Origin of the sequence: Streptomyces silvae (assembly GCF_016745505.1) — a bacterium.
In the GTDB taxonomy this organism is placed as follows: domain Bacteria; phylum Actinomycetota; class Actinomycetes; order Streptomycetales; family Streptomycetaceae; genus Streptomyces; species Streptomyces silvae.
In genome coordinates this window covers 42,560-56,951 of record NZ_JAERUC010000016.1, presented here as the reverse complement: position 1 = coordinate 56,951, position 14,392 = coordinate 42,560, and the positions used below count along the sequence as shown (strand labels likewise).

At 70.8% G+C, this 14,392-nt stretch carries 13 protein-coding genes and 1 tRNA gene; 4 read left to right on the top strand and 10 right to left on the bottom strand.

All coding sequences use genetic code 11. The features are described 5' to 3' along the window. Nucleotides 1–169: 169 nt before the first annotated feature. Complete coding sequence (locus JKV81_RS02610; protein ID WP_129263819.1) at nt 170–1,573, bottom strand: cystathionine beta-synthase; 1,404 nt, start codon at nt 1,571–1,573, stop codon at nt 170–172. A gap of 155 nt (nt 1,574–1,728) precedes the next feature. On the opposite strand from JKV81_RS02610, the gene JKV81_RS02605 reads away from it, so the two are divergent. The 3 genes from JKV81_RS02605 (at nt 1,729) to JKV81_RS02595 (ending at nt 5,342) form a co-directional block, all read left to right on the top strand. Further along, the gene (locus JKV81_RS02605; RefSeq protein WP_202074848.1) at nt 1,729–2,796 is read left to right on the top strand and encodes an SGNH/GDSL hydrolase family protein; all 1,068 of its coding nucleotides are present in this window, start codon (nt 1,729–1,731) and stop codon (nt 2,794–2,796) included. Nucleotides 2,797–3,005: 209 nt separating this feature from the next. After that, nucleotides 3,006–4,226, top strand: coding sequence for an acetyl-CoA C-acetyltransferase (locus JKV81_RS02600; protein ID WP_099177269.1), 1,221 nt, complete (start codon nt 3,006–3,008; stop codon nt 4,224–4,226). A 285-nt stretch (nt 4,227–4,511) separates the two neighbouring features. Further along, a complete protein-coding gene (locus JKV81_RS02595) occupies nt 4,512–5,342 on the top strand; it encodes a hypothetical protein (protein ID WP_236055060.1) in 831 nt (276 codons plus the stop codon). Here JKV81_RS02595 and JKV81_RS02590 read toward each other — a convergent pair. Continuing rightward, nucleotides 5,339–5,677: a hypothetical protein gene (locus JKV81_RS02590; RefSeq protein WP_129263821.1), complete on the bottom strand. Its 339-nt coding sequence runs from the start codon at nt 5,675–5,677 to the stop codon at nt 5,339–5,341. The genes JKV81_RS02595 and JKV81_RS02590 overlap by 4 nt on opposite strands. 100 nt (nt 5,678–5,777) lie before the next feature. On the opposite strand from JKV81_RS02590, the gene JKV81_RS02585 reads away from it, so the two are divergent. Then, a complete protein-coding gene (locus JKV81_RS02585; protein WP_124277313.1) occupies nt 5,778–6,008 on the top strand; it encodes a DUF4287 domain-containing protein in 231 nt (76 codons plus the stop codon). An 84-nt stretch (nt 6,009–6,092) separates the two neighbouring features. Here JKV81_RS02585 and JKV81_RS02580 read toward each other — a convergent pair whose 3' ends face one another. The 8 genes from JKV81_RS02580 to JKV81_RS02545 all read right to left on the bottom strand — a co-directional run bounded on the left by JKV81_RS02580 (nt 6,093) and on the right by JKV81_RS02545 (nt 14,329). Next, nucleotides 6,093–6,977 (bottom strand): Bax inhibitor-1/YccA family protein, encoded by an 885-nt coding sequence (locus tag JKV81_RS02580; protein WP_129263823.1) that lies wholly within the window; start codon nt 6,975–6,977, stop codon nt 6,093–6,095. A gap of 185 nt (nt 6,978–7,162) precedes the next feature. Beyond that, nucleotides 7,163–7,651, bottom strand: a complete 489-nt coding sequence (locus JKV81_RS02575) for a hypothetical protein (protein WP_129263825.1) — start codon at nt 7,649–7,651, stop codon at nt 7,163–7,165. A gap of 184 nt (nt 7,652–7,835) precedes the next feature. Continuing rightward, a tRNA-Leu gene (locus JKV81_RS02570) sits at nt 7,836–7,922 on the bottom strand. Between the two features lie 250 nt (nt 7,923–8,172). Continuing rightward, a complete protein-coding gene (locus JKV81_RS02565) occupies nt 8,173–10,593 on the bottom strand; it encodes a glycoside hydrolase family 2 protein (protein ID WP_202074829.1) in 2,421 nt (806 codons plus the stop codon). After that, the gene (locus JKV81_RS02560) at nt 10,590–11,501 is read right to left on the bottom strand and encodes an ATP-binding cassette domain-containing protein (protein ID WP_236055057.1); all 912 of its coding nucleotides are present in this window, start codon (nt 11,499–11,501) and stop codon (nt 10,590–10,592) included. The genes JKV81_RS02565 and JKV81_RS02560 overlap by 4 nt, the downstream gene beginning before the upstream one ends. Next, the gene (locus JKV81_RS02555) at nt 11,483–12,427 is read right to left on the bottom strand and encodes an ABC transporter ATP-binding protein (RefSeq protein ID WP_202074828.1); all 945 of its coding nucleotides are present in this window, start codon (nt 12,425–12,427) and stop codon (nt 11,483–11,485) included. Before JKV81_RS02555 ends, JKV81_RS02560 begins: the two co-directional genes overlap by 19 nt. 4 nt (nt 12,428–12,431) lie before the next feature. Next, the gene (locus JKV81_RS02550; protein ID WP_202074827.1) at nt 12,432–13,337 is read right to left on the bottom strand and encodes an ABC transporter permease; all 906 of its coding nucleotides are present in this window, start codon (nt 13,335–13,337) and stop codon (nt 12,432–12,434) included. Beyond that, nucleotides 13,334–14,329 carry an ABC transporter permease gene (locus JKV81_RS02545; protein ID WP_099177277.1) on the bottom strand — a complete coding sequence of 332 codons (996 nt, stop codon included), beginning with the start codon at nt 14,327–14,329 and terminating at the stop codon, nt 13,334–13,336. Before JKV81_RS02545 ends, JKV81_RS02550 begins: the two co-directional genes overlap by 4 nt. Nucleotides 14,330–14,392: the final 63 nt, after the last annotated feature.

Genomic DNA, 14,392 nt, shown 5'->3' with positions numbered 1-14,392 from the left:
GTCCGGGCGACGGTGGAGGTCCGGGAGCCGCTCCGTAGTCCGTGTCGCCGTATGTGGTGCCGGCGGGTTTCCCTGCCGACACCCCATACTCTGCCGGAGCCGTGTTAAGCCGGTGCTGCGTCGACGTGTCGCGCTCGTACCGATTTCGCGAACCCCGGAAACCTGGCCGCTACGGCTTGGGCGCCGCGTCCTTCGCCAGGAAGGCCAGAAGATCCTGCCTGCTCACGACACCCTTCGGCTTGCCCTCGACGAGGACGATCGCCGCGTCGGCACCGTCAGCGCCGCTGAGCACGGCCATCAGGTCCTCGACGGGCTCCCCCGAGCCGACCTGCGGCAGCGGGGCCGACATGTGCTTCTCCAGCGGGTCGGTCAGCGTGGCCCGCTGCGTGAACAGCGCGTCCAGGAGCTGACGCTCCACGACCGAGCCGATGACCTCGGCGGCCATCACGTCCGGGTGCCCCGCGCCCGGCTTCACGATCGGCATCTGGGAGACGCCGTACTCCCGGAGTACGTCGATGGCCTCCCCGACCGTCTCCTCGGGGTGCATGTGGACGAGTGAGGGGAGCGGGCCCTCCTTGAAGTCGAGCACCGCGCCGACCCGGGCGGACGGGCCGGAGTCCTCCAGGAAGCCGTAGTCGGCCATCCACTCGTCGTTGAAGATCTTGCTCATGTAGCCGCGGCCGCTGTCGGGCAGCAGGACGACGACCACGTCCTCCGGGCCGAGCCGCTTGGCGACCTCCAGGGCCGCGACGACCGCCATGCCGCAGGAACCGCCGACGAGGAGGCCCTCCTCCTTGGCGAGGCGGCGGGTCATCTGGAAGGAGTCCTTGTCCGAGACCGCGACGATCTCGTCCGTGACCGTGCGGTCGTAGGCGCTCGGCCAGAAGTCCTCGCCGACACCCTCCACGAGGTACGGGCGCCCCGAACCGCCGGAGTAGACGGAGCCCTCCGGGTCAGCCCCGACGACCTGGACGCGGTTCTCGCTGATCTCCTTGAGGTAGCGGCCCGTACCGGTGATCGTGCCGCCGGTCCCGACGCCCGCGACGAAGTGGGTGATCCTCCCCTCCGTCTGCTCCCAGAGCTCGGGACCCGTGGTCTCGTAGTGCGAGCGCGGGTTGTTGGGGTTGGAGTACTGGTCGGGCTTCCAGGCCCCCGGCGTCTCACGGACCAGGCGGTCCGAGACGTTGTAGTACGAGTCCGGGTGCTCGGGGTCGACGGCAGTCGGGCAGACGACGACCTCCGCGCCGTAGGCACGCAGCACGTTGATCTTGTCCGTGGACACCTTGTCCGGGCAGACGAAGACGCACTTGTAGCCCTTCTGCTGGGCGACGATGGCCAGGCCGACACCCGTGTTGCCACTGGTCGGCTCGACGATCGTGCCGCCGGGCTGGAGCTCGCCGCTCTCCTCGGCCGCCTCGATCATGCGCAGCGCGATGCGGTCCTTCACCGACCCGCCGGGGTTGAAGTACTCGACCTTGGCCAGGACCGTCGCCTGAATGCCTGCCGACACATTGCGCAGCCTGACCAGCGGGGTGTTGCCGACAAGACTGATCATCGAATCGTGGAATTGCACCGTGTACTCCGGGATCTCCGTAATGGTCAGGCAAGAGTATGCGTACGGGCAGGAGATCGGGCGAAGCGATTGAGTTGCACCCTCCACGGGGCAGGTAGTGCTGTGTACGGCTGTACAGCACGGAGGAGGTGGACCGGACTGTGTCGAGAGCGAGGGTGGCACGGCGGATCGCAGCGGGTGCGGCCTATGGGGGCGGCAGCGTCGGTCTGATCGGGGCGGCGACGGTGGGGCTGGTGCTCGCCGAGGTGCAGCTGGCGAAACGGCAGGTGGGCGGGGGCAAGGCGCCGGTGCCGCCCAGTGCGGACGGTCGGTACGGGGTGGCGTTCGCCGGCCCCTCCGATCCCCTGCGCTTCGTCCTGCTCGGCGACTCGACGGCGGCCGGTCAGGGGGTGCGCAGGGCCGGGCAGACGCCGGGGGCGCTACTGGCGTCCGGGCTCGCGGCGGTGGCCGAACGGCCGGTGGATCTCCGGAACGTGGCCCTGCCGGGGGCCCGGTCGGACGATCTGGAGCGCCAGGTGTCCCTGGTACTGGCGGATCCGTCGGGGGTGCCGGACGTCTGCGCGATCATGATCGGCGCGAACGACGTCACCCACCGGATGCCCGCGACGCAGTCGGTGCGCTGTCTGAGCACGGCCGTACGGAGGCTGCGTACGGCCGGTGCGGAGGTCGTCGTGGGCACCTGCCCGGACCTGGGCACGATCGAGCCGGTCTACCAGCCGTTGCGCTGGCTGGCCCGGCGGGTGAGCCGCCAGCTGGCGGCGGCGCAGACGATCGGCGCGGTGGAGCAGGGCGGACGGACGGTCTCGCTGGGCGACCTGCTCGGGCCGGAGTTCGAGGCGAACCCCCGGGAGCTCTTCGGCCCGGACAACTACCACCCCTCGGCCGAGGGGTACGCGACCGCCTCGATGGCGATGCTGCCGACCCTGTGCGCGGCCCTGGGCCTGTGGCCGGAATCCGACCACCTCGACGGTTCGCGCCGCGAGGGCATGCTGCCGGTCGCCAAGGCGGCCTCCCGCGCCGCGCGGGAGGCGGGCACCGAGGTGACGGCGGCGCGTGCGCCCTGGGCCCTGCTCAAGCACCGCAGGCGGCGGCGCCTGCCCGCCCACACGGAACCGGTGCCCCACGACGACACGGGGACGGACACGGACGGGGACACGGGCGGGGACACGGGCGGCGGGCCGATGCCAGGACGCGGATCGGGCGCGACGTGGCGCAGGGCGTGAGGGGCGGCGGGCGTGACGGGCGGCGGGCGTGAGCAGCTCGGGGTCCCGGCCCCGGAGCCGTGCCGCCGCAGGAACAATCCGGACGACTGAGCGGTTGCTTAGAAAAGAGGTCCGCATCACATCACCCGTCGGGTGACCTCAGCTGTACGTCCGGGTAACTTCCAAGGCAGTCCAGCCTTCCTGCCTTCCAGCCCTCATGGAGCCGCGTGATGCCCGAAGCCGTGATCGTCTCTGCCGCCCGTTCGCCCATCGGCCGGGCCTTCAAGGGGTCCCTCAAGGATCTGCGCGCGGACGACCTGACCGCGACCATCATCCAGACGGCGCTGGCCAAGGTCCCTGAGCTGGACCCGAAGGACATCGACGACCTGATGCTCGGCTGCGGCCTCCCGGGCGGCGAGCAGGGCAACAACCTGGGCCGCATCATCGCCGTACAGATGGGGATGGACCACCTTCCCGGCTGTACGGTCACCCGCTACTGCTCGTCCTCGCTCCAGACCAGCCGCATGGCGCTGCACGCCATCAAGGCCGGCGAGGGCGACGTCTTCATCTCCGCCGGTGTCGAGACGGTGTCCCGCTTCGTGAAGGGCAACTCCGACAGCCTGCCGGACACGCACAACCCGCTCTTCGCCGACGCCGAGGCCCGCACCGCCGCCCGCGCCGAGCAGGAGGGCACGAGCTGGACCGACCCGCGCGAGGAGGGCCTCGTCCCGGACGCGTACATCGCGATGGGGCAGACCGCCGAGAACCTGGCCCGGATCAAGGGCGTCACCCGCCAGGACATGGACGAGTTCGGCGTGCGGTCGCAGAACCTCGCCGAGGAAGCCATCAAGAACGGCTTCTGGGAGCGCGAGATCACCCCCGTGACGACGCCGGACGGCACGGTCGTCTCGAAGGACGACGGCCCCCGCGCGGGCGTCACCCTGGAGGGCGTGCAGGGCCTGAAGCCGGTGTTCCGCCCCGACGGGCTCGTCACCGCCGCCAACTGCTGCCCGCTCAACGACGGCGCCGCCGCCCTGGTGATCATGTCCGACACCAAGGCGCGCGAGCTGGGCCTGACCCCGCTGGCCCGCATCGTCTCGACGGGCGTCTCCGGCCTGTCCCCCGAGATCATGGGGTACGGACCGGTCGAGGCCAGCAAGCAGGCGCTGAAGCGCGCCGGGCTGACCATCGACGACATCGACCTCGCCGAGATCAACGAGGCGTTCGCCGCCCAGGTCATCCCCTCCTACCGGGACCTCGGCCTGCCGCTGGACAAGGTCAACGTCAACGGTGGCGCGATCGCCGTCGGCCACCCCTTCGGCATGACCGGCGCCCGCATCACCGGCACGCTGATCAACAGCCTGCAGTTCCACGACAAGCAGTTCGGCCTGGAGACGATGTGCGTGGGCGGCGGCCAGGGCATGGCCATGGTCATCGAGCGGCTGAGCTGACGCCGAGCCGCCTCCGCCGGGCCTTCGGCGAGGTCAGGCACTCCCGCGTGGGGGTCCTGTTGAATCGAGCCGAGCCCCGATCGTGACCGAATCTCCCCCAGGATGTGATCTGCGTCCCGGGGGAGAGTCGTTTCTGCAGGTCACACCAGCCACAGAGCTAAACACCAGGCCCAAAGACCTGTCCAATTCGTGACGTAATGCACTGACAGCAGGCATCAGTACAGGACAAGCTGATGTAGGAAGTCGGGGGTGTCGATTGAAACCGGGAGTATGTCAGTGAGCGCCATGCCGTTTGCCCTGTTGCTGACCACCGCCGCTGCCACGGCCGTCGGCGCCGCCGCTCTGCACGCTGCTCACGGGCTGCGCAAGCAGGTCACCGCTCTGCGCACGGAGCTGGCGGAGGGACGGAGTCCGCACGCGTCCGTACCGGAGCAGCTGAACCGGAGTGCCGGCACACCCGCCGAGGAGATACGCGCGGCCGTCGCCGAGGCTCTCGCCGAGGAGCGGGAGCGCGAGCTCGCCGAGGCCCGTGCCTTCTGGGCCGCCCAGGAGGCGCGCGACGCCGCCGACGCCCCGTCCCTGCTGGGCGGACTCGGCGAGGACGTCCCGTTCTTCATGCCCCGCCAGAGCGACTTCGCGGGCCTGGAGGCGATGGACCTCGACGCCGGTGAGGCGCTGGACGAGCTGGCGGAGCTGGCCGAGCTCACCGACATGCCCGAGGTCACCGAGTACGCCGAGGACTCGCCCGAGCTGGCCGCGGCCCGTCGCCGCCACCCCTCGCACCCGGACTTCGTTCCCGTGCAGACACCGGTTGTCACCGACCATGAGCGTACCGTGAACCGGCTGGAGCGGCTCGCCGACACCGGTACGGAGCTCACCGACGTGCGGCCCGGCCCGCTCGGGACGCTCGATGTGTACGTCTTCGCCGACGGCACCACGCTCTGTATGACCCCGGGCCACCGGGAGACCGCCGAGCGGCTCGCCGACTCGCTGCGCTCCGGTGAACAGCCGGTGCTGCTGGGCGGTTCCGGAGTCTCCGGCGCCTACGCGCTGACCTTCTCGTGCGGCCAGGAGAACGTCTACATCCTCGCCGACCGCGTCATCGCCTCGTTCTAGGACCTCTCGCGCGGCCCGGGCCCGAACGCCCGCGCCGCCGCCTCCTCGACATCCCGCACGGCCTCGTCCAGCTCCTGGGACGAGGCCGTTTCCAATGCCACGGCCAGGTCCCGCCCGGCGACCGCGAGCTGGTCCCCCACGGCGAATATCCCGGCGTCCGGCATGATCCTCGGCTCCCGGTCCGGGGCCTCGGCACGCTGGGCGCGGGCGGACAGCTCCCTGGCCGTCGTCAGGGCCTCGGCGGCCACGCCGCTCTGGAGCCGGCTCTGCGGCGTACTGCGCAGGCGGTCGGCGAAACGGTCCACGGCGGCGATCAGGGGCGTCGTATCAAGCACGCCGTGACCCTACGCGCCCCTCCAGGATGGTTGCCAACGCGCCGACGCTCGGGCACGGTGTCGGGAAGGACCAGCAACGCGTACTGCGTCGGAGGCGCCGATGTCTCAAGTCTTCTCCGAAGAAACCCATCGCAACCTGCTCTCCCGGATCCCCCACTGCACCGGTCGTGACATCGCCGACTGGCTCCGCACCGTCGACGAAGGCCCCTCTCTCTTCCGCTTCGAGGAGAAGGTCAGCTGGCTGCGGAGCGAACACGACCTCACCTACGGCCACGCCAAGGCGATCATCCACGAGTACGACCTGAGACGAGCCGCGCGCAAGCTCCTCTGAGACAAGGGAAACGAGACACGGAAAACGGGACGGCCCGCAGGCGCGATGCCTGCGGGCCGTCCCGTCACCTGCCTCGGATACGGGTCAGTCGTCCCCGTTGAGGATGGAGAGCAGACGCAGCATCTCCAGGTAGATCCACACCAGGGTCAGGGTGAGGCCGAAGGCCGCCAGCCAGGACTCCTCGCGCGGTGCGCCGTAGGCGATGCCGTCCTCGACCTGCTTGAAGTCCAGGGCGAGGAAGCACGCGCCGAGGATGATGCCGACGACTCCGAAGAGGATGCCGAGACCACCGCTGCGGAAGCCGAGGCCGTCACCGCCGCCGAAGACGCTGAACAGCAGGTTGACCATCATCAGGAGCACGAAGCCCATGGCGGCCGCCATCACGAAGCCGTAGAAACGGCGGGTGACGCGGATCCAGCGCATCTTGTACGCGATGAGGACACCGGCGAAGACACACATGGTGCCCATCACCGCCTGCATCACCGTGCCGGGGCTGATGTAGGTGCTGACCGTGCTGGAGATCACTCCGAGGAAGACACCCTCGAAGGCCGCGTAGGCAAGGATCAGCGCGGGCGACGCCTTGCGCTTGAAGGACTGGATGATCGCGAAGACGAACGCGATCAGGGCGGCGCCGATGCCGATCCCGTAGGACTTGCCGAGGTTGGCCTCGTCGACCGGCAGCAGGGCCCAGGAGAGCGCGGCGGTGAGCACCACGGTGCCCAGCGTCATCGCCGTACGCGTGACGACGTCGTCGATCGTCATCGCGCCGGAGCGCGCGGGCGCCTGCGGGGCGCCGTACTGGGTGTCCTGCTGGGCGTACGGGTTCGTGGCGTACGGGTTGGCGGTGCCCTGCGCGTACGGGTTGGCGCCCGCTGCGGCGGCCCCGGCCTGCGGCGCCGCGCTGAAGCCCGCGTGGCCGTTGTCGCGGCTGAACCCCCGTCGCGAGAAGACCGGGTTGCTGCTCCTCATTTCACTCCTCCATGGCCACCTGGCGCGGCCTTGCGTCAAGAGTAATGGGTAGGCAAAACAATCACCCTAGTACCGGAGGAGGATCTTCGCGGGCGCCGACGGCTCCCGGCCCCTCCGGCGGGTACGGAAACCCTCGTACCCTGCGCTTCGATCCGCAAAAGGGGCGCGGGGGCCGTCCGGACGCGTCAGCGCTGTTCGTGGACGGCCTTCATGAGGTCCACGAGGGAGGTCCGGGCCTCGTCGTCACGCGCCTCGTCGATCGCCTCCAGAGCGGCGGCCGCAGCCTCCCGCACGGGGTGCGGCAGCCCCTCGGCCGCCGTGAGGCGGTAGGCGGCCTCGCGGCGCGCCGCGCGTTCGGCGGGGTCCACCGCGCCGGGGCCGGCCAGCGGGAAGACCGAGGCCTCGTAGGCGGAGATGCCCAGCACCACCATGTCGCCGATCCCGTCGGCGTACCCGCGTGCGGCGGCCATCCCCTGGCCCTCCCGGATGGTCTCGGCCATACGGCGGCGGAAGAGGACCGCGCCCAGGGCGGCGCCGCCCCCGAGGGACAGGGCGCAGGCGAAGGCGAGGAAGGGGCCGTCCCAGACGAATCCGGTGAGCCCCCCCAGACCGGCGAGCGCGACGGACCATCCGGCCGCCGTCCGGGAGCTCAACTGACCGGGTGTGGTGTCCATGACCAGAGTCTCCCAGCCGGGCGCCCGCACCCCGGCGGCGGGTGGCCCCGGCCACGGCTGCCCCGCGGCGCTCCCGTACGCACAGTAGTCACGCCGGTACCGTCATCGGGGTCCGGCGGGGGCCGCCGTGAGAAGTTGACCGCTGAAGCAGCCTGAGGCCGCCCGGGCTCCACCGACCGAGCGGTGGTGCCCGGAGCCGGACTCGAACCGGCACGCCCCCGAGGAGGCAGCGAGGTTTAAGCTCGCCGTGTCTGCATTCCACCACCCGGGCGTGGGCGCGAGGCTCCGCGTTTGGCACAAGACCCTATCCGGGGGCATCCCTCGAACAGCGGAACAGGCCCCCGATGTTGTCTTATTTTATTGACCGTGTGAGGGTCCGTCAGACACCTGACACCGCATCAGCACACGCCCGGCCCGTCCAGGGGGTACGAACCCCGGCAAACGGGAATGACGGAAAGTCGCCGCACTCGCACGGCCCATCCGCCAGGGCCCGCGCCACCGTTCGCCAGGGCCCCGCCACCTCAGTCCCCGACGGCGTCGTTGACGCACCGGAGGACGGGCCGGGAGAGCAGTGCCTCCGGCTCCTCCAGCACCGCGCCCGTGACGTGGAGGACGGCGCTCTCACCGGGCAGCAGGGTGACGAGCATGTCGTCCACCTCGGCCGCCGGATCCAGCCGGTCGGGGAAGAGCGCGAGGTCGCGCAGCAGCGTCAGCGCCGTCACGGTGACCCGGTAGCCGATGCCCGATTCGTCACCCTGGGTCACCGTCGCCCGGTATCGCGCCGGCGGCAGCGCGACCCGGGTGTCCTCCTCGTAGAACTCCACCACCCGCTGCTCGCCCAGCTCCGCCACCAGCACCTCCCGGGTGCTGTCCTCCGGCTCGGCGACCGAGGGCGGCAGCGGGACCCGGGTGACCCCGCGCGCCGCCGTCCCCACCGCGACCGTCTCCTCGGCCAGGACGGTGCCGTCCAGGGAGCGCCGGGTCAGCCGCAGCGCGCCCTCCCAGAGCCGGGCGGAGTCGTTGACCAGGTGCAGGGCGCCGTCGCGTACGGCCATGAGCCGGTCCGCGTACACCTGGCGCAGGGCGTACCAGAGCGGTTTGCGGCGGCCGTCGCCGTCCACGGCCGCCCAGGAGACCACCGGCCAGCAGTCGTTGAGCTGCCAGACGATCGAGCCCGTGCAGTACGGGCTGTGCGAGCGGAAGTGGCGGATGCCGAAGGCGACCGCGCGGGCCTGGTTCAGCTGGGTGAGCCAGTGCCAGTCGTCGAAGGAGGAGCCGTCGGGCCGCGGCAGGTGGTCGCCCAGCCCCCGCAGCAGCTTGGCGTCGCCGTCCTCCGCCTTCTGGTGGTGGGCGAGCAGCGGGGAGTCCGGCGCGAGCGGGCCGCTGACCGCGCGGCGCAGCGTGGCGTACGCGGGCGGGCCCTGGAAGCCGAACTCGGCGACGAAGCGGTGCGCGGTGTCGGCGTAGTGCCGGTAGTCGACCCGGTTCCAGACGTCCCAGAGGTGGACCGTGCCGCGCGTGGGGTCCTGCGGGGGCAGCTCCGGGGAGCCTGAGTAGGGCGACCCCGGCCAGTACGGGCGGGAGGGGTCCGTCTCGGCGCAGAGGGCGGGCAGCAGCTCGTGGTAGTAGCCGTGGCCCCAGGTGCGGTCCTCCAGCTTCTCCTGCCAGCCCCAGTCGGCGTGGCCCTCCAGGTTCTCGTTGTTGCCGCACCACAGCACCAGCGAGGGGTGCGGGGCGAGCCGGACGAGGTTCTCCCGGACCTCGGCGGCCACCTCGTCGTACAGCGGCTGCTCCTCCGGGTAGGCGGCGCAGGCGAACGGGAAGTCCTGCCAGACCAGCAGCCCCTTCTCGTCGCAGAGTTCGTAGAAGTCGTCGCTCTCGTAGAGGCCGCCGCCCCAGACGCGGACCAGGTTGACGCCCGCGGCGAGCGCCTGGTCGAGGCGGTCGGAGATCCGCTGCCGGGTGATCCGGGCGGGGAAGCAGTCGTCGGGGATCCAGTTGACCCCGCGTACGAAGACGGGCTCGTCGTTGACGGAGATACGGAACGCCTCGCGCTCCAGGGTGACGCCCCGGAAGCCCGTCCGGCCGATCCAGGCGACCTCCTCGCCCAGGCGGACGGTGACGTCGTACAGGGGCTGTTCGCCGTGGCTGTGCGGCCACCACCGCTCGGCCTGGGGGACGGACAGGGTGACCGAGAGACGATGCGCGTCCTCGCCGGCGTCGGCGGCGAAGACGGCGCACGCGCCCAGCACCTCGACCGAGCCGGACAGCGCCGCGCCGCCGGGGCGGTCCACGTCCAGGGTGACGGACAGGCGCGGCACCCCGTCCCCGTCGAGGTCGCCGACGACCTTCACCCCGGCGAGCCGCGGGCCGGTCCAGGACTCCAGCGCGACCGGCCGCCAGATGCCGGAGGTGACCAGCGTCGGCCCCCAGTCCCAGCCGAAGTTGCAGGCCATCTTGCGGATGAAGTTGTACGGCTCGGTGTACGCGCCGGGCCGGTCGCCGAGCTTGTCGCGGAGCGCCTCGGCGTAGGTGTACGGGGCGGTGAAGCGCACGACCAGGGTGTTGGGGCCCTCGCGCAGCAGAGGACGCACGGGGAAGCGGTAGCTCCGGTGCTGGTTGGCCGTGGAGCCCACCTCGGTGCCGTTGAGCAGGACCGTGGCGACGGTGTCGAGGCCGTCGAAGCACAGGTCGGTGAAGGCGTGGCCGTCGTCGGACCAGTCGAACGTGGTGCGGTACGTCCAGTCGGTGCGGCCGATCCAGCCGAGCCGGTTCTCGTTGTCGTCCAGGTAGGGGTCGTCGATGAGCCCGGCGGCCAGCAGGTCGGTGTGGACGCAGCCGGGGACGGCCGCCGGGACGCCGCCTGCGGGGAGTCCCACCGGGACGGGGCCGTCGGCGCCGAGCGTCCAGCCGTCGTGCAGGGGCAGGTGGCGAGGGGTCACGCGGAGGTCCTTCCGCAGTCGGGGAGTCCGGCGCAGGCGACGAAGTGGTCCGGCTCGGTCTCGTACAGGTCGGTGTCCGGCGCGCCTCCCTCGTGGAAGGCGCAGACCTCCACGGGTTCGGCGGACGTCCAGGGCTCGTTGAGCCGGGGCACGGCGGCAAGGAGGGTGCGGGTGTAGGGGTGGAGCGGGTTGCCGAAGACCTTCTGGGTGTCGCCCCGCTCGACGACCCGGCCGTTCCTCAGCACCACGGTCCGCTCGGCGAGGTAGGTGCCCAGCGAGAGGTCGTGGGTGATGTAGAGGACGCCGAGGCCGCGTTCCTTGAGGCCGGCGAGGAGGTTGAGCACATCGATGCGGGTGGAGGCGTCGAGCATGCTGGTGATCTCGTCGGCGACCAGGAAACGCAGGTCGAGCAGGAGGGCGCGGGCGATCAGCAGGCGCTGGAGCTGGCCGCCGCTGAGCTGGTGCGGGTAGCGGCCGAGCACCTGCCCGGGGTCCAGGCGTACGTCCCGTACGGCCTTCTCCACGCGGTCGGCCCACTCCTTGTCCGGGACGCCCGGGTGGTAGGCGCGGCGGACGAGGGCGAAGACGCGGTCGGCCTTGAAGACGGGGTTGTAGCAGCTGAAGGGGTCCTGGAAGACGCCCTGGACCCGGCGGTAGAAGTCCTTGCCCGGCCGGACCTGTTCGCCGTCCAGGGTGAGGCTGCCGGAGCTGGCCCGGGTGAGGCCGAGGACCATGCGGCCGATGGTGGACTTCCCGCTGCCGCTCTCGCCGATGAGCGAGACCAGTTCGCCGGGGGCCGCCTCGAAGGAGACCCGGTCGACGGCGGTGGTGGAGCCGCCGCCGAAGGCGCCGGCCCGGAAGGTCTTGGTGACACGGTCGAGGGTCAGCATCAGGCCGCCTTCCAGCATGCGACGGAGTGGCGGGGGGCGATCTCGACGACGGGCGGCTCCTCGGCGCACCGGGCGTCGGCGAGCGGGCAGCGGTCGCGGAAGCGGCAGCCGAGCGGCGGGTTGAGCAGGGAGGGCGGGGAGCCCTCGATGCCGCTGAGCGGTTTGTCCTTGTAGCGGGCGCCTACCTGGGGCAGCGAGCCGATCAGCATCTTCGTGTACGGGTGGCGGGGCTCGGTCGTGAGCGTCCTCGTGGGGGCCTTCTCGGCGAGCTTGCCCGCGTACATCACCATGATCGAGTCGGCGATGTGCGAGGTCAGTCCGAGGTCGTGGGTCACGAAGATCATGCTGGTGACCAGGCCCTTGTCGCGGAGCCCCGTGAGGGCGCCCACGACCGCCTGCTGGTTGGAGACGTCCAGGGCCGAGGTGACCTCGTCGGCGATGAGGACGGACGGGTCGAGCAGCGTGGAGATCACCATGACGGCGCGCTGCTTCATTCCCCCGGACAGCTCGATCGGATAGCGGTCCAGGACGTCGCGTTCCAGGCCGACCAGGGCGAGCCGCCGGTGGAGCTCGTCCGTGTCCACGGTGACGCCCCGGGAGGCGAGGAGCTCGCGGATCATGCGGCCGATGCGGCGGGTCGGGTTGAGCGCGCTCATCGAGTACTGGGGCACGAGTGAGATCTTGTGGAAGCGGTAGGCGTTCATCGCCCGGTCGTCGGAGAGCGGCAGTTCGTCGCCGTCCAGCGTCACGGTGCCGCCCACGTGCCGCATCCGGCCGTCGAGCCGGATGAGGGACTTGCCCAGGGTGGTCTTGCCGCAGCCGGACTCGCCCGCCAGGCCCAGGATCTCGCCGTCCGCCAGGTCGAAGCCGACGCCGTCCAGGGCCCGGACCTCGCCACGCAGCGTGCGGTAGTGGACCCGCAGATCGTTGACGGTCAGGGTCATGTCGTCAGGACTCCCTCAACTTCGGGTTGAAGACCTCGTCGAGGCCCACGTTGGCGACGTAGAGCGCGCCGACGATCGCGGTGATCCCCGCCCCCGGCGGGATGAACCACCACCACATGCCGAGCTGGAGCGCGCTCCACTGCTGGGCGCTCTGGAGCATCAGGCCGAGCGAGACGCCCTCGGTCGGGCCGAGTCCGATGAAGTCCAGCGAGGAGGCGATGAGGATGGACCCGCCGAAGAGCAGGATGAACATCATGAAGAGGTACGAGCTCATGTTGGGCGCGATCTCGCGGAACACGATCCGCCAGGTGCCGCTGCCGCTGAGCCGGGCCAGGTCCACGAACTCCCGGGTCCGCAGGGAGAACGTCTGCGCCCGGATCGCGCGGGCCGCCCAGGGCCACGAGGTCAGGCCGATGAACAGGCCCTGCACGGCGACGCTGCGCACCCCCATGTAGGCGTTGATGATCAGCAGGACGGCGAGGGCGGGGATCACCAGGACGACGTTGGTGAGCATGTTGAGGATCTCGTCGGTGACTCCGCCCCGGTAGCCGGCGAGGAAGCCGACGACCATGGCGATGACGGCGGCGATGGCCCCGCCGACGACGCCCACCAGGAAGGTCGCGCGCAGCCCGTGCACGAACTGCGCGTACACGTCCTGGCCGAAGGTGGTGGTGCCCATCCAGTACGTGCCGTCCGGCGCGGCCGCCTGCGGGCCGACGTACTCGTTGGGGTTGCCGCTGTCGAGCAGCATCGGTCCGACGACGCCGATCGCGAGCAGGATCAGGACCAGGGTCACGCCGATGATCAGCTTGGGGTTGCGCACCGCGTAGTGCAGCGACTCGCGGCCGGGCTTGGCCACGGGCACCTCGGCGGAGGGCGCCTCGGGCGCCGGGTCGGGCAGTGTGCTCATGACGTGCCTCCTGCCATGCCCGTACGGGTACGGGGGTCGACGACGACGTACACGATGTCGATGAGGAAGTTGGCGATCAGCACGCCGATGACGATGAACAGGAAGGCGCCCTGGAGCAGGAAGAAGTCCTGGTTCTGGATCGCGGCCAGGATCAGTGAGCCGAGCCCCGGATAGGCGAAGACGATCTCGGTGACGAGCGCCCCGGCGACCAGCACCCCGAGCTGGAGCGCCAGCCCGGTGACCTGGGGCAGGACGGCGTTGCGGAACGCGTAGCGGCGGATGAGCCGCTGGGGCGCCCCGAGGGCCGAGAGGTACGAGGAGTAGTCCGACTCCAGCTCGTAGATGATCATGTTGCGCATGCCGATGGCCCAGCCGCCGAGCGCGACGAGGAACAGTGAGAGGAACGGCAGCACCCAGTGGTGCAGCGCGTCCAGCACGAAGTCGCCGTTCCAGCCGGGCTGGATGTCCAGGCTGTAGCCCCCGGATATGGGGAACCAGCCGGCCTTCGCACCCAGCGCCCAGGCGAGGATGACGGCGATCCACATGTACGGCATGGCCGTCAGCAGATAGCCGGCCGGCAGCACCGTGTTGTCGAGGACCTTGCGGCGGGCGGACAGCGCGCCGATCCAGTTGCCCACGAACCAGCTGAGCAGGACGGCCGGGATCATCAGGCCGAGCGTGTACGGCAGCGCGTCGAGCAGGACGTCACCGACGGGCGTGGGGAAGACGAAGATGGAGATCCCGAAGTCGCCCTGGAGCAGCGCGCCCCAGAAGTGCAGGTACTGCTGCCAGAGCGGCTCGTCGAAGCCGAACAGGTTGTTGTAGTAGGTGCGCATCGCCTCGGCGGCCTCGGGCTGCGAGACACGGGCGCGGGCGACCATGGCGGAGACGGGGTCGCCGGGCATGAAGCGCGGGATCATCCAGTTGACGGTGACGGCGACGACGAACGTCAGTCCGTAGATGAGGAGTTTGCGGGCGAAGTAGCGGCGCAAGGGTGTGCTCCCCTGGTGGAGAGACCCGCCGCGCGCGCACGGTCAGGTGGGCGCGCACGGCGG

Excerpts from the sequence above, each read along its gene's own strand:
- JKV81_RS02600 (WP_099177269.1), top strand. The coding sequence starts at position 3,006 with ATGCCCGAAGCCGTGATCGTCTCTGCCGCCCGTTCGCCCATCGGCCGG.
- JKV81_RS02595 (WP_236055060.1), top strand. The coding sequence starts at position 4,512 with ATGCCGTTTGCCCTGTTGCTGACCACCGCCGCTGCCACGGCCGTCGGC.
- JKV81_RS02585 (WP_124277313.1), top strand. The coding sequence starts at position 5,778 with ATGTCTCAAGTCTTCTCCGAAGAAACCCATCGCAACCTGCTCTCCCGG.
- JKV81_RS02580 (WP_129263823.1), bottom strand. The coding sequence starts at position 6,977 with ATGAGGAGCAGCAACCCGGTCTTCTCGCGACGGGGGTTCAGCCGCGAC.
- JKV81_RS02575 (WP_129263825.1), bottom strand. The coding sequence starts at position 7,651 with ATGGACACCACACCCGGTCAGTTGAGCTCCCGGACGGCGGCCGGATGG.
- JKV81_RS02560 (WP_236055057.1), bottom strand. The coding sequence starts at position 11,501 with ATGCTGGAAGGCGGCCTGATGCTGACCCTCGACCGTGTCACCAAGACC.
- JKV81_RS02555 (WP_202074828.1), bottom strand. The coding sequence starts at position 12,427 with ATGACCCTGACCGTCAACGATCTGCGGGTCCACTACCGCACGCTGCGT.
- JKV81_RS02550 (WP_202074827.1), bottom strand. The coding sequence starts at position 13,337 with ATGAGCACACTGCCCGACCCGGCGCCCGAGGCGCCCTCCGCCGAGGTG.